20 protein-coding genes are annotated in these 18,827 nt (G+C 75.9%); 6 read left to right on the forward strand and 14 right to left on the reverse strand.

Annotated elements, in window-relative coordinates:
• Positions 1-99: 99 nt before the first annotated feature.
• The 3 genes from ACWIX7_RS06715 to ACWIX7_RS06725 are packed head-to-tail and all read right to left on the reverse strand — an operon-like array spanning position 100 to position 2,707.
• On the reverse strand, positions 100-966 hold the full coding sequence (locus tag ACWIX7_RS06715) for a putative RNA methyltransferase (protein WP_448620777.1): 867 nt from the start codon (positions 964-966) through the stop codon (positions 100-102).
• Positions 963-2,207, reverse strand: coding sequence for an MFS transporter (locus ACWIX7_RS06720; RefSeq protein ID WP_448620778.1), 1,245 nt, complete (start codon positions 2,205-2,207; stop codon positions 963-965). Before ACWIX7_RS06720 ends, ACWIX7_RS06715 begins: the two co-directional genes overlap by 4 nt.
• Positions 2,204-2,707, reverse strand: coding sequence for a metallophosphoesterase family protein (locus tag ACWIX7_RS06725; protein ID WP_448620779.1), 504 nt, complete (start codon positions 2,705-2,707; stop codon positions 2,204-2,206). The genes ACWIX7_RS06720 and ACWIX7_RS06725 overlap by 4 nt, the downstream gene beginning before the upstream one ends.
• 81 nt (positions 2,708-2,788) lie before the next feature.
• Here ACWIX7_RS06725 and ACWIX7_RS06730 point away from each other — a divergent pair, with 81 nt between their 5' ends.
• Positions 2,789-4,333, forward strand: coding sequence for an MFS transporter (locus ACWIX7_RS06730; protein WP_448620780.1), 1,545 nt, complete (start codon positions 2,789-2,791; stop codon positions 4,331-4,333).
• Between the two features lie 152 nt (positions 4,334-4,485).
• Here ACWIX7_RS06730 and ACWIX7_RS06735 read toward each other — a convergent pair whose 3' ends face one another.
• From ACWIX7_RS06735 to ACWIX7_RS06745, 3 genes are all read right to left on the reverse strand, one after another.
• Positions 4,486-5,421 (reverse strand): cytochrome c oxidase assembly protein, encoded by a 936-nt coding sequence (locus ACWIX7_RS06735; protein ID WP_448620781.1) that lies wholly within the window; start codon positions 5,419-5,421, stop codon positions 4,486-4,488.
• Between the two features lie 183 nt (positions 5,422-5,604).
• Positions 5,605-6,528 (reverse strand): cation diffusion facilitator family transporter, encoded by a 924-nt coding sequence (locus tag ACWIX7_RS06740; RefSeq protein ID WP_448620782.1) that lies wholly within the window; start codon positions 6,526-6,528, stop codon positions 5,605-5,607.
• A gap of 179 nt (positions 6,529-6,707) precedes the next feature.
• Complete coding sequence (locus ACWIX7_RS06745) at positions 6,708-7,667, reverse strand: M23 family metallopeptidase (protein WP_448620783.1); 960 nt, start codon at positions 7,665-7,667, stop codon at positions 6,708-6,710.
• Between the two features lie 291 nt (positions 7,668-7,958).
• Between ACWIX7_RS06745 and ACWIX7_RS06750 the strand changes: the two genes are divergently transcribed.
• From ACWIX7_RS06750 to ACWIX7_RS06760, 3 genes are all read left to right on the forward strand, one after another.
• Positions 7,959-9,140, forward strand: coding sequence for an alcohol dehydrogenase catalytic domain-containing protein (locus ACWIX7_RS06750; protein ID WP_448620784.1), 1,182 nt, complete (start codon positions 7,959-7,961; stop codon positions 9,138-9,140).
• Between the two features lie 197 nt (positions 9,141-9,337).
• Positions 9,338-10,540: an MFS transporter gene (locus tag ACWIX7_RS06755; protein ID WP_448620785.1), complete on the forward strand. Its 1,203-nt coding sequence runs from the start codon at positions 9,338-9,340 to the stop codon at positions 10,538-10,540.
• A 29-nt stretch (positions 10,541-10,569) separates the two neighbouring features.
• Positions 10,570-11,457: an oxidoreductase gene (locus tag ACWIX7_RS06760; RefSeq protein ID WP_448620786.1), complete on the forward strand. Its 888-nt coding sequence runs from the start codon at positions 10,570-10,572 to the stop codon at positions 11,455-11,457.
• A gap of 73 nt (positions 11,458-11,530) precedes the next feature.
• Here ACWIX7_RS06760 and ACWIX7_RS06765 read toward each other — a convergent pair whose 3' ends face one another.
• The 4 genes from ACWIX7_RS06765 to ACWIX7_RS06780 all read right to left on the reverse strand — a co-directional run bounded on the left by ACWIX7_RS06765 (position 11,531) and on the right by ACWIX7_RS06780 (position 14,510).
• Positions 11,531-11,926, reverse strand: coding sequence for a hypothetical protein (locus ACWIX7_RS06765; RefSeq protein ID WP_448620787.1), 396 nt, complete (start codon positions 11,924-11,926; stop codon positions 11,531-11,533).
• 78 nt (positions 11,927-12,004) lie between these two features.
• Positions 12,005-12,502, reverse strand: coding sequence for a pyridoxamine 5'-phosphate oxidase family protein (locus ACWIX7_RS06770; RefSeq protein ID WP_448620788.1), 498 nt, complete (start codon positions 12,500-12,502; stop codon positions 12,005-12,007).
• 100 nt (positions 12,503-12,602) lie between these two features.
• Positions 12,603-14,222: an ABC-F family ATP-binding cassette domain-containing protein gene (locus ACWIX7_RS06775; protein WP_448620789.1), complete on the reverse strand. Its 1,620-nt coding sequence runs from the start codon at positions 14,220-14,222 to the stop codon at positions 12,603-12,605.
• Between the two features lie 93 nt (positions 14,223-14,315).
• Entirely contained in the window at positions 14,316-14,510 is a 195-nt protein-coding gene (locus ACWIX7_RS06780; RefSeq protein ID WP_448620790.1) for a three-helix bundle dimerization domain-containing protein, read from the reverse strand.
• A 180-nt stretch (positions 14,511-14,690) separates the two neighbouring features.
• Here ACWIX7_RS06780 and ACWIX7_RS06785 point away from each other — a divergent pair, with 180 nt between their 5' ends.
• Positions 14,691-16,031 (forward strand): phosphoribosyltransferase family protein, encoded by a 1,341-nt coding sequence (locus ACWIX7_RS06785; RefSeq protein WP_448620791.1) that lies wholly within the window; start codon positions 14,691-14,693, stop codon positions 16,029-16,031.
• Here ACWIX7_RS06785 and ACWIX7_RS06790 read toward each other — a convergent pair.
• Genes ACWIX7_RS06790 through ACWIX7_RS06800 form a run of 3 tightly spaced genes read right to left on the reverse strand, consistent with a single transcriptional unit; the run spans position 16,016 to position 17,195 of the window.
• Complete coding sequence (locus ACWIX7_RS06790) at positions 16,016-16,441, reverse strand: DUF1801 domain-containing protein (protein WP_448620792.1); 426 nt, start codon at positions 16,439-16,441, stop codon at positions 16,016-16,018. The two genes, ACWIX7_RS06785 and ACWIX7_RS06790, sit on opposite strands and share 16 nt — an antisense overlap.
• Before the next feature lie 10 nt (positions 16,442-16,451).
• Entirely contained in the window at positions 16,452-16,586 is a 135-nt protein-coding gene (locus tag ACWIX7_RS06795) for a hypothetical protein (RefSeq protein ID WP_448620793.1), read from the reverse strand.
• A 27-nt stretch (positions 16,587-16,613) separates the two neighbouring features.
• A complete protein-coding gene (locus tag ACWIX7_RS06800; protein WP_448620794.1) occupies positions 16,614-17,195 on the reverse strand; it encodes a class I SAM-dependent methyltransferase in 582 nt (193 codons plus the stop codon).
• A gap of 56 nt (positions 17,196-17,251) precedes the next feature.
• On the opposite strand from ACWIX7_RS06800, the gene ACWIX7_RS06805 reads away from it, so the two are divergent.
• Positions 17,252-18,313, forward strand: a complete 1,062-nt coding sequence (locus ACWIX7_RS06805; RefSeq protein ID WP_448620795.1) for a winged helix DNA-binding domain-containing protein — start codon at positions 17,252-17,254, stop codon at positions 18,311-18,313.
• Here the strand turns inward: ACWIX7_RS06805 and ACWIX7_RS06810 are convergent.
• Entirely contained in the window at positions 18,252-18,764 is a 513-nt protein-coding gene (locus ACWIX7_RS06810) for a DUF2127 domain-containing protein (protein WP_448620796.1), read from the reverse strand. The genes ACWIX7_RS06805 and ACWIX7_RS06810 overlap by 62 nt on opposite strands.
• Between the last annotated feature and the right edge of the window lie 63 nt (positions 18,765-18,827).

The raw sequence follows: 18,827 nt of genomic DNA on the forward strand, positions 1-18,827 counted from the left end.
CGGTTCCTGCGACGCACCTCCTGGCGACGCCGGAGGCACGCCGTCCCCGCGGCACCATCGCCCCGAGACCGTTGCCGAACCGTGACCTGACGGCCCACGTCAACCGGCCCGGGTCCAGGTCGTCACGTCGACCGACACGGTCACCGGCGTCCGTTCGGGTAGCCCGGCCACGGCCGCCGCCAGCCCCTCGGGCGTCAGGTGCCGGGCGTGCGGGCCCATGCCGACCAGGGTCGTGACCGCCGCGCGGTCCAGCTCCAGCCGCTCCCGGTGCCCGGCCGCGGCGACCGGGCGCAGGTGCGGTTCGAGGGCCGCTGACAGCCGGCGGGCCTTGTCGGGGTCGACGCGCAGCAACCCCAGCGGCTCGACCAGCTCGGCGAGGTGGTCGGCGGCGGGCGTGACGACGACCAGCCGCCCGCCCGGCCGCAGCACCCGCGCGGTCTCGGGGCCGTTGCGCGGGGCGAAGACCACCAGCACGCGGTCGACGGCGGCGTCACGCAGCGGCAGCCGGACCCACGCGTCGCCCACCACCGCCAAGGCCCGGGGGTGGGCGCCGGCCGCGCGGCGGGCGGCGTACCGCGAGGAGTCCAGGACCACCCCGACCGCGCCGGGCAGCCGGTCGAGGACACCGGCCAGGTGGTGCCCGGTGCCCCCGCCGAGGTCGAGCAGCGCGCCGGGCTGGCCGTCGTCCCCCGCGGTGACGGCGTCCGCCAGCGCGCGGGTCACACCGGCGTAGTGGCCGGCGGCGAGGAAGGCGACCCGGTCGGCGACCATCGCCGCGGAGTCGCCGGACGGTGGGACGTGCCCGGGCGGCAGCAGCGTGACCTGCCCCTGCCGCGCCCGGTCGAAGGAGTGTCCGGCCGGGCAGACCAGCCCGGCGTCGTCGGCCCGCACGCCCAGCGGTGCCCCGCAGACCGGGCAGGCGAGCAGCTCGACCGCTCCCGGGGGCCACGGTCGGCGGGGGCTCACCGGCTCGTGGCCGGGTCGGCCTCGCGCGGGGCGCCGCGGGAGGACGCCTCGGCCGCCCGGCCCGGGACGACACCGACCGCCAGGGCCGCCGCCACGGCGCCGGCCACGAACGCCGCCGGGTAGCCGGGCCCGCTGTCGACGAGCAGCGCGGCCAGCGGGACGGTCAGGGCGGCGCAGAGGTTCTGCGCGGTGTTGTGCGCTCCCAGCGCCCGCCCGGCCCAGGCGCTGCCGGCCTGCTCGGCGACGGAGGTGAACGCGATCCCGTTCGGGCTCACCGTGACGACGGCGGAGCAGACGACGGCCACGGCGACGGCGGCCGGGGCGAGGACGTCCGGGGTGAGGACGGCGACGACGGCCAGCACCCCGACGACGGCGGCCACCGCGACCGAGACCAGGCGCAGCGGCCGCACCCGGCTGCCCGCGCGGTCGGACCACACGCCCGCGCCGAGCCGCGCGGCCGCCCCGCCGAGCTGGGTGACCGCGAGCAGCGTGCCGGCACCGGCGGTCGACCAGCCGACCTGCTGCACCAGGAAGTCGAAGCTGAAGGCCGCCACCACGAACTGCGGGACGACGAGCAGCGTGCTGGCCGCGTGCACCCGCCACAGCACCGGCGAGCGGTAGGGCGAGGCTGCCCGCGGCGCACCCGGGGCCGGCTGGGGCCGCGCCGGGTCGCGCACCAGCGCCCCGACGAGGACGGCGGTGACCGCGCAGCCGGTGGCGAGCGCGGCGAACGCCGTCCCCGGGCCGTCCTCGGCCAGCCGCGGCAACGCGACGGCCGCCAACCCCACGCCGATCGGCTGGCCCGCCTGGCGCACCCCCATGGCCAGGCCGCGCTGCGAGGCGGGGAACCAGCCGAGCACCAGCCGCCCGCTGGCCGCGTGCACCGAGGCGCTGCCGGCACCGGCGAGCAGCAGCCACAGCCCCGTGGCGACCGGGGTGTCGGCCAGGGCGGCGCCGGTCATGGCGGCCGCAGCGACACCGAGCCCGGTGCTGAGCACCACCCGTTCGCCGTACCGGTCTGCCGCCGCGCCCCAGGCGAGCAGGCTGAGCACCAGGCCGGCCGTGGGTGCGCTGACCAGCAGGCCGATCGCGGCGAGGGAGAGCCCCTCCTCGCGGAGGGCGACGGTGAGGAAGGGCAGCCCGTTCTGCACCGCGCACGCGGCGACCAGCCCGACCAGGCTGACCCCGAGGTGGCGCCACCGCGCCGTGCCTCCCGTGCTGCCGCCGGTGGCCGCCGTCACCTCACGACCGGGTGGAAGGTCACGTCCCGCAGCACGCCGTCGTCGGCCACCGCGGTGACGAACGTGCCGTGCGGCTGCCGGCGCCGGTCGGTGGGCGAGCCGGGGTTCACCAGCCGCAGGCCGGTGTCGGCGGTGGTGTCCCAGGGGATGTGGCTGTGCCCGAACACCAGCAGGTCGGCGTCGGGGAAGCGGGCGGCACAGCGGGCCTCGCGGCCTCGTCTGTCGCCGGTCTCGTGGACGACGGCCAGCCGGATGCCGCCGACCTCGGCGCGGGCCACCTCGGGCAGCCGTTCGCGCAGCGGGCCGTGGTCGTTGTTGCCGTGGACGGCGACCAGCCGGTGGGCGCGCTCCTCGAAGCGGTCGAGCAGCGCGACGTCCACCCAGTCGCCGGCGTGCACGACGACGTCCGCCGCGTCGATCGCGGCCCACAGCGCATGAGGTAGGTCACGCGCCCGCTTGGGGACGTGCGTGTCCGCGGTCAACACGAGGGAAACCGGCACGCGGACATGGTTGCAGGCGGCTACCTTCCCCCGGGCCCCGCCGCCGTGGCCCTCCCTTCCGCACCACCCCTGAGGACCTCCATGACAGACCCCACGCCCGCCCGCGCGTCCGGCGCCGGCACCCTCGGCGACGAGCCCCACCCGCAGCGCTGGCTGGCCCTCGCGGTCATCGCCGTCACCGTCCTGCTGGTCATCCTCGACGCGACGATCGTCAACATCGCGCTGCCCGCGGTCTCCGCCGACCTGCAGATCAGCGCGGCCAGCCAGCAGTGGATCGTCACCGCCTACACGCTGACCTTCGGTGGCCTCCTGCTCCTCGGCGGCCGCATCGCCGACTTCTGGGGTCGCAAGCGCACCTACCTCGTCGGGGCCGCCGGCTTCGCCGTCGCCTCGGCGCTGGGCGGCGTCGCGCAGGACGAGGGCATGCTCTTCGCCGCCCGCGCCCTGCAGGGCGCCTTCGGTGCACTGCTGGCGCCGGCCTCGCTGGCGCTGCTGACCGTGCTGTTCACCGACCCGCGCGAGCGGGCCAGGGCGTTCGCCGTCTACGGCGCGATCGCCGGCGGTGGCTCCGCCGTCGGCCTGCTGCTCGGCGGCGTGCTGACCGAGTACGCCGACTGGCGCTGGTGCTTCTGGGTGAACCTGCCGGTGGCGATCGTCGCCGTCGTGGCCGCCATCCCGATCGTGCCGGAGAGCCGGGCCCCCGGGGACACCCGCTACGACATCCCCGGCGCGGTGCTCGTCACCGCCGGCGTCGCCGCCGTCGTCTACGGCTTCACCCTGGTCGCCGAGACCTCGCAGGAGAACGCCGCCGTCGGCATCCCGGAGAACGGCTGGACCGACCCGACCGCGCTGCTGTTCATCGGCCTCGGCGTCCTGCTGGTGGCGGCGTTCGTCGTCGTCGAGCTGCGCTCGGGCAACCCGCTGCTGCCGATGCGGATCGTCCTGGACCGCAACCGCGGCGGCGCCTACCTGACCTCGACGCTGGTCGGTGCCGGGCTGATCGGCGCGTTCTTCTTCCTGAGCCTCTACTTCCAGCAGGTGCTGGGCTACCAGCCGGTGCACGCGGGCCTGGCCTCGCTGCCGACCACGCTGGGCGTGCTCCTCTCCGCCGGCGCCGCCAGCGCGGCCGCGCCGCGGGTCGGGCCCAAGCCGCTGATGGTGCTCGGCGGGCTGCTCGCCGCGGGCGGGCTGGCGACGCTGTCCTTCCTCGACGTCGACAGCGGCTTCTGGGCGCTGGCCTTCCCCGGCCAGCTGCTGCTGGGCCTCGGCCTGGGCTTCACCTTCGTGCCGCTGTCCAACCTCGCCCTCGTCGGCGCCGGTGAGCACGACGCGGGTGCGGCCAGCGCGATGCTGAACGCCACCCAGCAGGTCGGCGCCTCCATCGGCACCGCGCTGCTCGCGACGCTGTCGGTCGGTGCGATCACCGGGTACGTCACCGGCGTGGCCACCTCAGGCGGCGACCCGGCCGACCCCGCGGTCGGGCTCCAGGCGCAGGTCGAGGGCTACACCACGGCGTTCAGCTGGGCCGCGGGGCTGCTGGTCCTGGGCGCGCTGGTGTCCGCGGTGCTGATCCGGGCCACCAAGGAGGACCTGCCGGCGGAGGGGACGCCGGTCCACGTGGGCTGAGCGACTCCCCTCCTCCCCTGTTGATCATGGGGTTGGTGCCGGTGGCGTCGGCGTGCCGAGCCGTGTCGCCTGCAACAACCCCATGGTCAACGCAGGGGATCCGTCGACTCGGAGGGAGCGCGGCGCAGGGGGCAGGGGGCAGGACGACGACGTCACCGGCCGCGCGCGGCGAGGGCCTTGAGGCGCTCGTTGTAGGCGGCGAGCTCGGCGTCCTGGGTGCGCTCGGCGACCCGGTCGAGGCGGCGGGCCTTCCGCTGCTCGGAGCCCATCCAGGCGAACAGCACCAGCGCCAGGACGAAGACCGTCGGGATCTCGCCGAAGGACCAGGCGATGCTCCCGGCGGTCTTCTGGTCCGACAGCGGGTCGACGCCCCAGCCGGCCGGCGCGTCGGCGAAGGTCTCCACCACCAGCGAGCCGGCCATCAGGATCGCGACGCCGAAGAAGGCGTGGAACGGCATCGGGAGCAGCAGCTCGACGATCCGGCCGCCGTGGCCCGCCGTCCGGGGCCAGGGGTCCTGGGCCAGGATCGGGCCGAAGAAGAGCAGCCCGGTCACGGTGAAGTGGGCCAGCATGAACTGGTGGCCGACCGGGTTGGCCATGAGCGCGTCGAACACCGGCGTGAAGTAGACCGCGTAGAGGCTGGCCAGGAACAGCGGCAGCGTGAACGCCGGGTGCGACAGCACGCGGGCGACCCGGCTGTGCAGCGCGTCGAGCAGCAGCGCCCGCGGGACGCCGGCCAGCCGTTTGCCGCGCGGCAGGGTCCGCAGCGCGAGGGTCACCGGGGCGCCGACCAGCAGCAGGATCGGCACCACCATGGACAGCACCATGTGCTGGGCCATGTGCGCGCTGAACAGCACCATGCTGTAGCCGTTGAGCCAGGTGCCGGTGACCGCGAACAGCGCGACGCAGCCGGCCAGCCAGGACGCCGTCCGCCACCACGGCCAGGCCACGCCCGTGCGGCGCAGCAGCACGACCGCGACGAGGTAGCCGACGAGCCCGAGCAGGCTCAGCACCGCCAGCCACGACCAGCCGTCGAGGTGCGGCAGGAACATCCGCCCCCAGGTCGGCGGCTCCACGGGTACCCACATGCCCGAGTGATGACCGTGGTCCACCGCTGCCTCCTGCCCCGCCGTGCGCCTGCGCCCCCACTGTCCCACCAGGTGACGTGAGGGACCGGCCCCCTCGCAGGGCCCCGCGCCGAGCGGAGCGAGGCGTGGGGGGCGAAGGGTCCTTATACGAGCGGAGCGAGGCGTGGGGGGAAGGGTGGTCCTTCAATCGTGGACCGGCGCCTCGTGGCCCGCGTGCGCCTCCGCCTCCAGCTGGAAGGTGCAGTGCTCGACGTCGAAGTGGTCCCCCAGGCAGGCGCAGAGCGCGTCGAGCACCCGCCCGCCGTGGCCGTCGGCCAGCGCCTCGTCGCTGACGACGACGTGCGCGGAGAGCACCGGCAGGCCCGAGGTGATCGTCCAGGCGTGCAGGTCGTGGACGCCGACGACGCCGTCCACCCCGAGGACGTGTGCCCGCACGTCGTCGAGGTCGACCCCGCGCGGCGCCGCCTCCAGCAGCACGTCGACCGCCTCGCGCAGCAGCGACCACGCCCGCGGCAGCACCAGCGCGGCGATGAGCAGGGAGGCCACCGTGTCGGCCGGCGTCCAGCCGGTGGTGGCGACGACGACGGCGGCGACCAGGACGGCGACCGAGCCCAGCGCGTCGCCGAGCACCTCGAGGTGGGCACCGCGGACGGCGAGGGACGCCGATCGGCCGGCGTGCAGCAGCGCCAGGCCGGCGAGGTTGACGGCCAGGCCCACCGCGGCGACGGCGAGCACCACGCCGGAGTCGATCTCGGGCGGGTCCCCGATCCGGCGGACCGCCTCCACGACGACGTAGCCGGCGACGGCGACCAGCAGCAGCCCGTTGGCGACGGCGCCGAGGATCTCCGCGCGCTGCCAGCCGAAGGTGCGCCGTCCGCGGGCGGGGCGCTGGGCCAGCGAGACCGCCCCGAGCGCCAGGCCGAGGCCCAGGGCGTCGGTGGCCATGTGCCCGGCGTCGGCGAGCAGGGCCAGCGACCCGGAGACCACCGCGCCGGCGATCTCCGCGGCGACCATCGCGACGGTGAGGCCGAGGACGACGGCCAGCCGGCGGCGGTACACGACCGACGCGGTGCCCGGAGGGGTGCCGTGGTCGTGTCCGTGCCCCATCACCGCTCCCCCGCCGTCGCGTCCCGCACGCTCCGAGTGTCCCGCACCGGGCCTGGTGACGTGCTGGAGCGGCCCCCTGCAGGGACCCTGGCCCCGTCCCGGGTCCTGGCCCGAGCCTGCGAGGGTCGGTGAGGACGGGGTCCTCCTCCTGCGAGCGGCGGGGGCAGGGGGCTCCTTGCTCAGATCTGGACGCCGCGCTCCCGCAGGTAGGGCACCGGGTCGACCTCCTCGCCGTTGAGGCCGCCGAGGCGCACCTCGAAGTGCAGGTGCGGGCCGGTGGACTGGCCGCGGTTGCCGAGCAGCGCGATGGTGTCGCCCGCGCGGACGACCTGGCCGGCCGACACGAGGATCTCCTCCATGTGGCCGTAGACGGTGACGTCGCCGTTGTCGTGCTGGACGAAGACCGCCATGCCGTAGCCGCTGGCCGGGCCGGCCTCGAGCACGACGCCGTCCATCGCGGCCTTCTCCGGCGTGAGCATGGGCGCGGCGAAGTCGAGGCCGGCGTGCACCCTGCCCCACCGGGACCCGAACCCGCTGCTCAGCCGGGCGCCGTCGACGGGCAGCACCGCCTCGGGGCGGGCGGCCTCGGCGATCGCCTCGGCGGCGAGCCGGTCGGCGTCGGCCTGCGCCTGCGCGGCAGCGGCCTGCTCGGCCTCCCGCGCGGTGCGGCTGGCGGTCAGCTCACCGAGCCGGGCGGCGGCGTCGGCCTCGGGGATCGCGGCCGGCGACGCGCCGTCCAGCCCGAGCTCCTCGGCCACGCCGACCGAGGAGGTCTCGGCCACGTCGGTCTGCTGGGTGATGGCGCGGTCGCCGGCGGCGAGCAGGCCCAGGCCGCCGGCCCCGACGAGCGCCGCGGCCAGGTAGGCGGCCGGGCGGCGGGACGGCGCCGGGACCCCGCGGCTGCGGCGCCGGCCCCGTCGTCCGCCGGGAACGGCGGAGACCGGACGGACGTCCGCCATGCCGGCGCGGGCGGTGGCCTCGGCCTGCTGGGCGAGATCGGCGAGGTCGGGGACCTCGGTGAGCCGCGGCTCCTCGAAGGTGGTGTCCGACGGTGGCGCGTCCCCCGGGCGCTGCGTCAGGACGGTGTGCGGGGCCGCCTCGTCGTCGTGGACGGGACGGTCGTGGTGGAGCTGGCTCATGCACCTGACTTCCGGAGGGGACAGGGTCGTCGTGCGGGGTCCGGAGGAAGCGGACGGGAGCCATGTAAACACGTCGTGACCTTTTCGTGACCTTTAGCCGAGGGAATAGGGTCCGGATCGGTGACCGAGATCACCGGAGCGCCCGGTTGACTGTCGACACGGCGTCGACCCCGTCTGACCGACGGTGAGCAACACGCCGCGGCGCGGTGCACCGAGGCGCGATGGACGTCACGTCGGGGCAGAAGGCCCAAGTCCCGAGCCCGTCGACAGCCACCCGAGGAGCGATCCCCCATGCGTGCAGTGACCTGGCACGGCCGAGCCGACGTCCGGGTGGACACCGTCCCGGACCCCACCATCCAGGACCCCACCGACGTCGTCGTCGAGGTCACCTCGAGCGGCATCTGCGGGTCCGACCTCCACCTCATCGAGGTCATGGCGCCGTTCATGACGGTCGGCGACGTGATGGGCCACGAGCCCATGGGCGTCGTCCGCGAGGTCGGTCCGGAGGTCACCGCGGTCAAGCCCGGGGACCGGGTCGTCGTCCCCTTCAACATCTCCTGCGGCACCTGCTGGATGTGCTCGCAGGGCCTGCAGTCGCAGTGCGAGACGACGCAGAACCGCGAGCAGGGCTTCGGCGCCTCGCTGTTCGGCTACACCAAGCTCTACGGCCAGGTGCCGGGCGGTCAGGCGGAGTACCTGCGGGTGCCCTTCGGCAACACGCTGCCGATCAAGGTCCCCGAGGGGCTGCCCGACGACCGGTTCGTCTACCTCTCCGACGTGCTGCCGACCGCCTGGCAGGCGGTGCAGTACGCGGCGACGCCGCCCGGCGGCACGCTGCTCGTCCTGGGCCTCGGCCCGATCGGTGACATGTGCACCCGCATCGCCCACCACCTGGGCATCGAGAACGTCTACGCCTCCGACGTCGTCCCGGAGCGGATCGCCCGGGCCGCCGCGCGCGGCACGCACGTCATCCGCTCGACGGACAAGGACGACGTCGTGCAGCAGATCCAGGACGCGACCGCCGGCCGCGGCGCCGACGCGGTGATCGACGCCGTCGGCATGGAGGCGCACGGCTCCCCGCTGGCGAGCATCGCCCAGAAGGCCACCGCGGTCGTGCCCGACGCGGTCATGGAGAAGGTCATGCAGGTGGTCGGCGTCGACCGGTTGGCCGCCTTCAACACCGCCATCGACGCGGTGCGCCGCGGCGGGACGATCTCGCTGTCGGGCGTCTACGGCGGGGCGACCGACCCCGTGCCGCTCATGCGGATGTTCGACAAGCAGATCCAGCTGCGCATGGGCCAGGCCAACGTGTGGCGCTGGGTGCCCGACATCCTGCCGATACTCACCGAGGGCGACCCGCTGGGCGTCGACGACTTCGCCACCCACCACGTGCCGCTGGAGCAGGCGCCGCAGGCCTACGCGGACTTCCGCGAGAAGCGGGACGGCGCGGTCAAGGTCCTGCTCAGGCCCTGATCCGACGCGACAGGGGCCGGCCACCGCGGCCGGCCCCTGTCGTGCGCGGGGAGGCCGCCCGGCCGGTCTGTGACCGGTCGCACCCCGCCCCATCGGGGCGTGGGACCAAGGACCCTGGCAGGGTCGGGAGGGAACACCCCGGCAGGACGACGCAGTCCGAGCCCCACCCGGATACCGCACCGTCCTGGAGCCGCCCCGTGCCCCGCGCCCTGCTCGCCCTCGCCATCGGCGCCTTCGGCATCGGCACCACCGAGTTCGTCGTGATGGGCATGCTGCCCGAGATCGCCGAGGGCCTCGAGGTCTCGGTCCCGTCGGTCGGCCTGCTCATCTCCGCCTACGCCGTCGGCGTCGTCGTGGGAGCACCCACCCTGACCGCGCTCGGCGTGCGCTTCCCGCCACGGCAGACCCTCGTCGGCCTCATGGTGCTGTTCGTCGTCGGCAACGTGCTGTCGGCGGTCGCGCCCACCTACGAGACGCTCGCCGCCGCCCGGGTGCTCACCGCCCTGGCGCACGGCTCCTTCTTCGGCGTCGGCGCGGTCGCCGCCCGCCGGCTGGTCGCGCCCGAGCGGTCCACCAGCGCGATCTCGCTGATGCTCACCGGGCTGACCGTGGCCAACGTCGTCGGCGTCCCGCTGGGCACGTTCGTCGCGCAGCAGACCAGCTGGCGGCTGGTGCTCGCCGCCATCGCCGTCATCGGCCTGGTCACCATCGGCGGGCTGCGGGCCTGGATGCCGGCCGAGCTGGGCGAGCCCGGCGACCTGCGCACCGAGCTGGCCGCCTTCCGCCGCGGTCAGGTGTGGCTGGTGCTGGGCCTGACGGTGGTCGGCTTCTCCGCGCTGTTCGCCGTCTACAGCTACGTCAGCCCGATCCTGACCGAGCTGGGCGGCCTGCCCGTGGAGTGGGTGACGCCGGTGCTGGCGCTCTTCGGCGTCGGCACCACCGTGGGCACCCTCGTCGGCGGCCGGCTGGGCGACCGCTACGGCTTCTCCCTCGTCACGGTCGGCCTGCTGGCCACCGCCGTCGTCCTGGCCGCGTTCGCCCTCGTGGCCCGCACCCCGGTCGCCGCCGTCGTGCTGCTGGTGCTGTTCGGCGCGCTGGCGTTCGGGCTGGGCCCGGTGGTGCTGAACGGCGTCATCGAGGCCGCGCGGGTGCGCGGCGGCAGCCTGGTCTCCGCGGCCAACCAGGGCGCGTTCAACACGGCCAACGCCCTGGGCGCCGCGCTCGGCGCGGCGGTGCTGTCGGGCGGCCTGGGCTACACCGCCCCGATCTGGGTGGGCGCGGCCCTGGCGCTGGCCGGCGCCGGGATCGCCGTCGTCGTGCGGGCGGCCGACGGGCGCGACCGGGTGCCGACGACGGCCGAGGCGGACGCCGTCCCCGCGGAGTGCCGCGCCGCCGCCTGACCGGCCGACGGCCGGGGTAGGGCCCGGTCATGACGACCCCGACCCCCACCGCGGAACGCTCCGGCCGGTTCACCCTCGGCGACCGGCCGGTCAACCGGATCGGTTACGGCGCGATGCAGCTGGCCGGCCCGCACGTCATGGGTCCGCCGGCCGACCGCGCCGCCGCCGTCGCGGTCCTGCGCCGGGCGGTGGAGCTCGGCGTCGACCACATCGACACCAGCGACTACTACGGCCCGCACGTGACCAACGAGATCATCCGCGAGGCGCTGCACCCCTACCCGGAGGACCTGACCATCGTCACGAAGGTCGGGGCCGAGCGGACCCCGGCCGGCGAGTGGCCCGAGGCGCTGACCCCCGAGCAGCTGCGCCGGGCGGTCGAGGACAACCTGCGCAACCTCGGCGTGGACGTGATGGACGTCGTGAACCTGCGCATGCCCGGCTTCTCCGAGCCGGTCGAGCGGTCGCTGGCCGAGCCGTTCGAGGCGCTCGCCGCGCTGCAGGAAGAGGGGCTGATCCGGCACCTCGGGGTCAGCAACGTGACGACGCAGCAGCTGGCCGAGGCCCGGTCGATCGCTCCCGTCGTGTGCGTGCAGAACCACTACAACCTGGTGCACCGGCACGACGACCCGATGGTGGACGCCCTGGCCCGCGAGGGCGTCCCCTACGTGCCGTTCTTCCCGCTCGGTGGCTTCACGCCGCTGCAGTCCGCGGCGCTGGAGACGGTGGCCCGGCGGCTGGAGGCCTCCCCGATGCAGGTCGCGCTGGCCTGGCTGCTGGCCCGCAGCCCCAACCTGCTGCTCATCCCGGGCACCTCGTCGGTGGCCCACCTGGAGGAGAACCTGGCCGCCGGGATGCTCGTGCTCGGTCCGCGGGAGCTCGAGGAGCTCGACGACATCGGCGGCACGCCGGCACCGTGAGCGCGCCGTCGCCGCGGTGACCACCGGTGGGTGGCTGTCGGACACGCCGGCGGCGGCAGCCACCCGCCGGTGGTCACGGCTGGTCACCGGCCAGGGCCCGGGCGGCCGCGGCGTCGTCCTCGTCGAAGCCGATCTGGCCGACGGCGCCGTGCTGGGCGGCCTGCCCGTCGATCCAGCGACGGTGCGCCTCCCACGCCGACTGGCGGGTGGCCCCCAGCGACCGGCCGATCTCCGCCCACGAGGCCCCGGTCCCCCGCGCCGTCCGGACCGTCAGCTGCCGCCCCTGGCCGGCCTTGCGGGCGATCACCTCGCCGAGGGCCAGCAGCTCCAGCGCCTCTGCCCGGCTCAGCGGACGGGGCCCGTCCGGGTCGTCGGGGTCGGCCAGTGAGTCCCGCCCGCGCAGCTCGTCGAAGCGCTGGACGGCGGTGGCGAGGGTGTGTTCCCGGTCGAGGGCGTCGATGTCGGCCATGCCCCAGCCTCCGTCAGGCCACCTGACTGTCAAGGTGGCCTGACGGGCCATCGGCAACCCGGCCATCGACGGCGACGGTCAGGACCCGCCGAACCTGCTCCTCGCGAGCTCCTCGACCGCCTGCGGGATCCGGGTCTCGAAGTCGTGGACCCTCGCCCACGTGGGCGTGACGTCGATCCGGACCATCTGGTCGTACAGCGCGTGCACGCCTGCCTCCCACCGTGGGAACTCCTCGGCCGGCGTCAGCTTCCGGGCGCCCTCGACGTACTCGGGGAAGACGCCGTCCACCTGCGAGACCTCGGCCGTCCCGCGCACCAGCAGCACGTTGGGTGGCCAGGTCGGTGGGCTGGTGTCGATCGTCAAAGCCACGGCGGGACGGGCCTGCAGGGCGGCCACCTTCGCCGACCCGGGCACCGTGCCGATGACGATCGCCACGCCGTTCCAGTGGAAGCCGACCGGGACGACGCGCGGCGTCCCGTCTCGCGCGACGTAGGCCAGCCGCGCGGGGTTCACCGACGCCAGCAGCCGACGCGCGACGGGGTCCTCCATCACCGCACGGATCTCGTCCGCCTCCACGGGACACCTCCTGGCCTGGACGGCGTGTGCCGGCCCCGACCCCACGCCGAGGTCGGCCGGGTGGCAACCATCACACACACGGTCGACCGGTGGTCCTGCTTCAGCGGGCGCGCTGCACCCGCGTCTCGTCGAACACCGGCTCGGTCGTCTCGTACACCCGGCCGTCGGCGCCGAAGACCAGGAAGCGGTCGAAGGAGCGGGCGAACCAGCGGTCGTGGGTGACGGCGAGCACCGTGCCCTCGAACGCGGCGAGCGCCTCCTCCAGCGACTCGGCCGACAGCACGTCGAGGTTGTCGGTCGGCTCGTCGAGCAGCAGCAGCGTGGCGCCGGACAGCTCCAGCAGCAGCACCTGGAAGCGCGCCTGCTGCCCGCCGGAGAGGGTGCCGAACGTCTGGTCGCCGGATGCGGCCAGCCCGTAGCGGCGCAGCGCGGCCATGGCCCGGCCCCGGTCGACGCCCGGGCGGCCCGGCTCCCCGTGCCACAGCAGGTCCACCAGGGTCCGGTCGAGCCAGTCCGGGTGCGCGTGGGTCTGCGCGAAGAAGCCGGGGACGACGCGGGCGCCGAGCCGCCACGCGCCGGTGTGCGCGACGTCCTGGCCGGTCAGCAGCCGCAGGAAGTACGACTTGCCCGCGCCGTTGGCCCCCAGGACGGCGACCCGGTCGCCGTACCAGACCTCCAGGTCGAACGGCCGCATCAGGCCGGTGAGCCCCAGCTGCTCGGCCATGACCGCGCGCACGCCGGTGCGCCCGCCGCGCAGCCGCATCGCGACCCGCTGCTCCGGCGGCCGCTCCGGGGGCGGGCCCTCGGCCTCGAACCTGGCGAGCCGGGTCTGCGCGGCCCGGTACCGGGAGGCCATGTCCGGCGAGTTGGCCGCCTGCTGCTGCAGCGTGCGCACCAGCTCGACCAGCCGCGCGTGCTCCTCGTCCCAGCGCCGGCGCAGCTCGGCCATCCGCTCGTGCCGGGCGGTCCGCGCCTGCGCGTAGTCGCTGAACCCGCCGCCGTGCACCCACGCCGTCCCGCCCTCGACGGTGACCACCCGGTCGGCGACGCGGGCCAGCAGCTCCCGGTCGTGGCTGACGAACAGCACGGTCTTGCGGGTCTCCCGCAGCCGCTCCTCGAGCCAGCGCTTGCCCGGGACGTCGAGGTAGTTGTCCGGCTCGTCGAGCAGCAGCACCTGGTCCGGGCCGCGCAGCAGCGCCTCCAGCGCCAGCCGCTTCTGCTCCCCGCCGGAGAGGGTCGAGAGCTCGCGGTACTTGCACCGGTCGTACGGGACACCGAGCGCGGCGACGGTGACGGTGTCCCAGGTGACCTCGGCGTCGTAGCCGCCGGCGTCGCCCCACTGCGCGAGCGCGTCGGCGTAGGCCAGCTGGGCCGCGTCGTCGTCGGTCTCCATCAGGGTGAGCTCGGCGGCCTCGACCGCGTCCCACGCGGCGCGCACGGCCGGCGGCGCGAGCTCGACGAGGAACCGCTGGACCGTCGTGTCGTCGCGGACCGAGCCGATGAACTGGCGCATCACCCCGAGGCCGCCGCTGCGGGCCACCGTCCCGGCCTCGGGGACCAGGTCGCCGGCGACGATCCGCAGCAGCGTCGTCTTGCCGGCCCCGTTCTCGCCGACCAGGGCGGCACGGGCACCGTCACCGACCCGGAAGGAGACGCCGTCGAGCAGCACCCGGCCGTCGGGCAGCGTGTGCCGCACCCCGGTCACGTCGACTGAGCCCACGCCGTCATCGTCCGGGCGGTGGCAACCGGTTTCGCGGCCCCCTGCAGGGCCCCGCCGCGAGCCTGCGAGCGGTGGGGGGCAGGGGGTCCTTCATCAGGCGACGGACTGGAGGCGCTCCCGTGCCAGCCGCTCGACCAGCTCGGGCAGCGCGGTGGCGGGCACCCCGCTGAGGTCCTGACGGCAGGTGCGGACCACGGTGCCGATGACCTGCGGGCGCAGCCGCGTCCGGAACTCGTCGGCGAGTCGGGCCACGGCCTGCTCGACGGCGGGGTCGTCGGTCTGCGTCATGCGGGGGCGCCTCCGTGCGCGCGGGGTCAGGTCCGGCCGGGCGCCATCGGCGCCGGCGACCAACGGTGACTGGCGGGGGCCGCGCACACCAGGGACCAAGGTCATGCGTGCAACCCGGGGTTGCGGATCGCGATCGGGCGGGACGAGGGTGAGCATGGGGTCCGACGCGAGGAGGCTCGGGTGCCGTTCCAGGACCGCAGTGACGCGGGTCGGCAGCTGGGGCGCCGGATGGCGCCGCTCGCCGGTCGGGACGTCGTCGTGCTCGGGCTGCCCCGCGGTGGGGTGCCGGTGGCCGCCGAGGTCGCGCGCGCACTGGGCGCTCCGCTGGACGTCGTCCTGGTCCGCAAGCTCGGCCTGCCGCGGCGCCCGGAGCTGGCGATGGGCGCCGTCGGTGAGGACGGCGTGGTCGTCCTCAACGAGGACGTGCTGGACGCCGCCCGGGTCGACGAGGCGACCCTCGCCGACGTCGAGCGGCGCGAGCGGGCCGAGCTCGAACGGCGGGCCCGGCGGCTGCGCGGCGATCGGGCGCGGCTGTCCCTCGAGGGCCGGACGGCGGTGGTGGTGGACGACGGCATCGCGACCGGCGCCACCGCCCGGGCCGCCTGCGCGGTGGTCCGGGCCCACGGCGCGGCGCACGTGGTGCTGGCCGTCCCGGTCGGCTCGCCGCGCGCCCTGGCCGAGATCGCGCCGACCGTGGACGAGGTGGTCTGCCTGGAGAGCCCCCAGCACTTCACCGCGGTCGGGCAGGCCTACGCCGACTTCCGGGCGACCGACGAGGAGGAGGTCCTCGCGCTGCTGCGCCGTCCGGCCCCGGCACCCGCGGCGGGGGTCCCCACCCCGCGGGACGAGGACGTGGTCGCCGACGCCGGCCCCGGCGGACTGCCCGGGCACCTGACCGTCCCCGAGCACGCCGGCGGGCTGGTCGTCTTCGCCCACGGCACCGGCAGCAGCCGGCACAGCCCCCGCAACCGCGCCGTCGCGGAGGTGCTGCGCTGCGCGGGGATGGCCACCCTGCTGGTCGACCTGCTCACCCTGGCCGAGGAGACCGCCCGCGGCCCGGTCTTCGACGTCGAGCTGCTGGCCGGGCGGCTGGCCGCGGTGGCCCGCTGGGCGACGGCCGAACCGTCCTGCGCCGGCCTGCCGCTGGGGTACTTCGGCGCGAGCACCGGCGCCGCGGCGGCCCTGGTGGCGGCGGCGCGGGACGACGCCGTGCGGGCGGTGGTCAGCCGCGGCGGGCGCCCCGACCTGGCCGGCCCGGCGCTGGCCGAGGTGCGGGCGCCGACGCTGCTCGTCGTGGGCGGCCACGACCAGCAGGTGCTCGAGCTCAACCGGGAGGCGCAGATCCGGCTGCGGTGCACCAACCGGCTGGCCGTCGTCCCCGGCGCCTCGCACCTGTTCGAGGAGCCGGGCACGCTGCGCGCGGCCGCCGAGCTCGCCCGCGACTGGTTCGCCACGCACCTCACCGGCGCGGCACTCGCCGGTCCCCCGGCCCGGCGGCGGGCCGATCAGCCCGAGGAGTAGGCGTTCGCGCCGGCCACCGTCGCGGCGACGGCGTCCCGCAGCAGCGCGGTCAGCTCGTCGCGGTCGACCCGGTCGAGCGAGGAGAAGCGGATGCAGCTCTTCCCGCAGGAGACCCGGCCCAGCCGGTCGGCGCGGGACTCGGCCAGGTAGACCCCGTCGACGACGGCGCAGACGTAGAGCGACAGGTGCCGCTTCTGCGCCGCGAGGGCGATCAGCGGCCAGGTCGTCGTCTCCCGTGCCGAGCGCGGCCGGTAGGGCATGAGCCCGTAGCCGAGCACGTGCCCGGATCCGACCGGCACCAGCTGCCGGTCGATGCCCGGTGCGGCGGCCCCGACGAGCGCGTCGGCGGCGCGCAGCTCGGTCTCGCGCGGGCCCGCCGCGGCGAACCAGTCCTCGATCCCGGCGTCCACGACCACCTCCTCAGCCCAGCGCGATCGACAGCACCGTGGCCGCGGCGGTGAGCAGCATCGCGAGCACCACGAGGGCGGCGACGAGCCGCCGGCGCCGCTGCGCGTCCGGGCCGCCGGCCCCGCCCATCCCCATCACGGGCCGCACGCTACCTCCAGCCCTGCAGGGGGTCCTTCACCCGCCGCGGCGGCGGCCCAGCAGCAGGGTGTCGAGCGCGGTGCCCGCCGGTGTCTGCCGGCGCACCTGCTCCAGCCGGTCGACGTCGAGCAGCTCGGCCACCGGCGCCAGCCGCCGGACGCTGTGCAGGATCGCCGGGTCCTGCGGTCCGCCGACGCCGTGGACGACGTTGTCGGCGTCGTGGCCGAGGACGAGCAGCCGCCCGCCCGGTCGCAGCCAGCCGACCGCCCGGCGCAGCAGGGCGGTGGTCTCCGCCTCCGGCAGGTGCAGGTAGGCGACGAGCACGAGGTCGAGGGACCCGGGCGGTGTGTCCCACTCGAGCACGTCGGCGGTCACCCAGGTGACGCGGTCGGCACCGGGCCGGCTGCGACCCCGGGCCAGCCCGGTGGCGGAGAAGTCGACCGCCGTCACGCGCCAGCCGAGCCCGGCCAGCCACAGCGCGTGCCGTCCCTCCCCCGCTGCCAGGTCGACCGCCGCGCCGGGCGGCAGGTCCCGCAGCAGCTCGGCCACCAGCGCGTTGGGCTCGGCCGACCACTGCTGCTGCTCGGCGTAGCGCGCGTCCCAGTCCGCTGCCTGCACGCGCGGAGTGTGTCAGCCGCCGGTCCCGTCGCACCCCGCTGGCAGGCTCCCCGGACATGACGACGTCCCGCGACCTGGCGCTGCTCCGGCTGGTGGCCCAGCGGGTCGCCGGGCCGCCCCCGGCCACGGCGACCGAGGCGGTCCGGCTGCTCACCTGCGTGCAGGGGCAGGACCTGCCCGGCGCGCTGACCTCGGTGGCCCTGCGGACGGCGGCGCGCACGCGGGCCGGCGTGGAGGCGGCGCTGGACGCCGGCGAGGTGGTCCGCTCCTGGCCGATGCGCAGCACCCTGCACCTGGTGCCGGCCGAGGACCTGCACTGGCTGCTGGAGCTGTGCGGTCCGCGGGTGCTGGCGGGAGCGGCCAGGCGGCGAGCCGTGCTGGGCGTCACCGAGACCGACACCGAGCGGGCCCGCGAGGTGGTCACCGCGGCACTGCGCGGCGGGCGCCGCTGCGGGCGCAAGGAGCTGCTCGCCGTCCTGGCCGACGGCGGTGTCGACGTCACCGGGCAGCGCGGCTACCACCTGCTCTGGTACCTGGCGCAGACCGGCACCCTCTGCCTCGGGCCGATGGCGGGCGGCGAGCAGGCCTTCGTGCTGCTCGACGAGTGGGTGAGCGCACCGCGGCGGCTGGACCGGGACGCCGGCCTGGCCGAGCTCGCGCTGCGCTACTTCCGCGGTCACGGCCCGGCCACGGTCGCCGACCTCGCCCGCTGGGCCGGGCTGACCGTGACCGACGTCCGCGCCGGGGTGGCGGCCGTCCGCGACCGGCTGGCGGCCGTGCAGGTCGACGGCCGCGAGCACCTGCTGGCGCCGGAGACCGCCGACGTGCTGGCCACCCACCGGGCGGAGGCCGCCGGGCTGTTCCTGCTGCCCGGCTTCGACGAGTTCGTCCTCGGCTACGCCGACCGCAGCTGCGCCGTCCCGCCCGAGTTCGCCGACCGGATCGTGCCCGGCGGCAACGGCGTCTTCCGGCCGACCGTCGTCCACCGGGGCCGGGTGCTGGGCACCTGGGCGTGGCAGGGCCGCGGAGCAGGACGGACGGTCGTCGCGACGCCGTTCACGACGTTCTCCGACGAGGTCGCCGCCGCGATCCCCGCGGCGGCGGCCGCCCTGCCGTGAGGCGTCGGTACTCGCGCACCACGAGCACGGTGATCGCGAGGTCGAGCGCCGCGGCGGCCCAGAGCGGCGACGACCCGGTCCGTGCCGCCCGGTACGCCTCGTAGCCGACGAAGACCGCGAGGACGCCGATCGCCACCGGGTAGGCGGGCCGCAGCTCGCGCAGCAGCGCCACGACCAGGCCCAGCTTCACCAGGCCGTGGAGGGTCAGGTAGGCGACGGCGAAGGCGTGGTCGCTCCCGACCAGCGCGGCCTCGCCCGCCGTGAACCGCTCGGCCAGGGCGCCGCGCGGGCTGCCCAGCAGGTGGTGCGCGACCACCCGACGGGTCAGCTCCCCGAGTTCCCGGGGGCCCACCAGCGCGAGAGCGACGCCGGCGAGCAGCTCGACCCCGCCGTCGAGTCCCTTGAGGAGCAGGGCGGCGCGCAGCAGCCGGTCGGTGGTCGTGCCGGGCATGCTCCTCGCCGACGACCCGCAGCGTCCAGGCCCGCGGAGCCGCGCCCCCGACAGCGGACAGGA

The organism is Geodermatophilus sp. URMC 65, assembly GCF_053502545.1.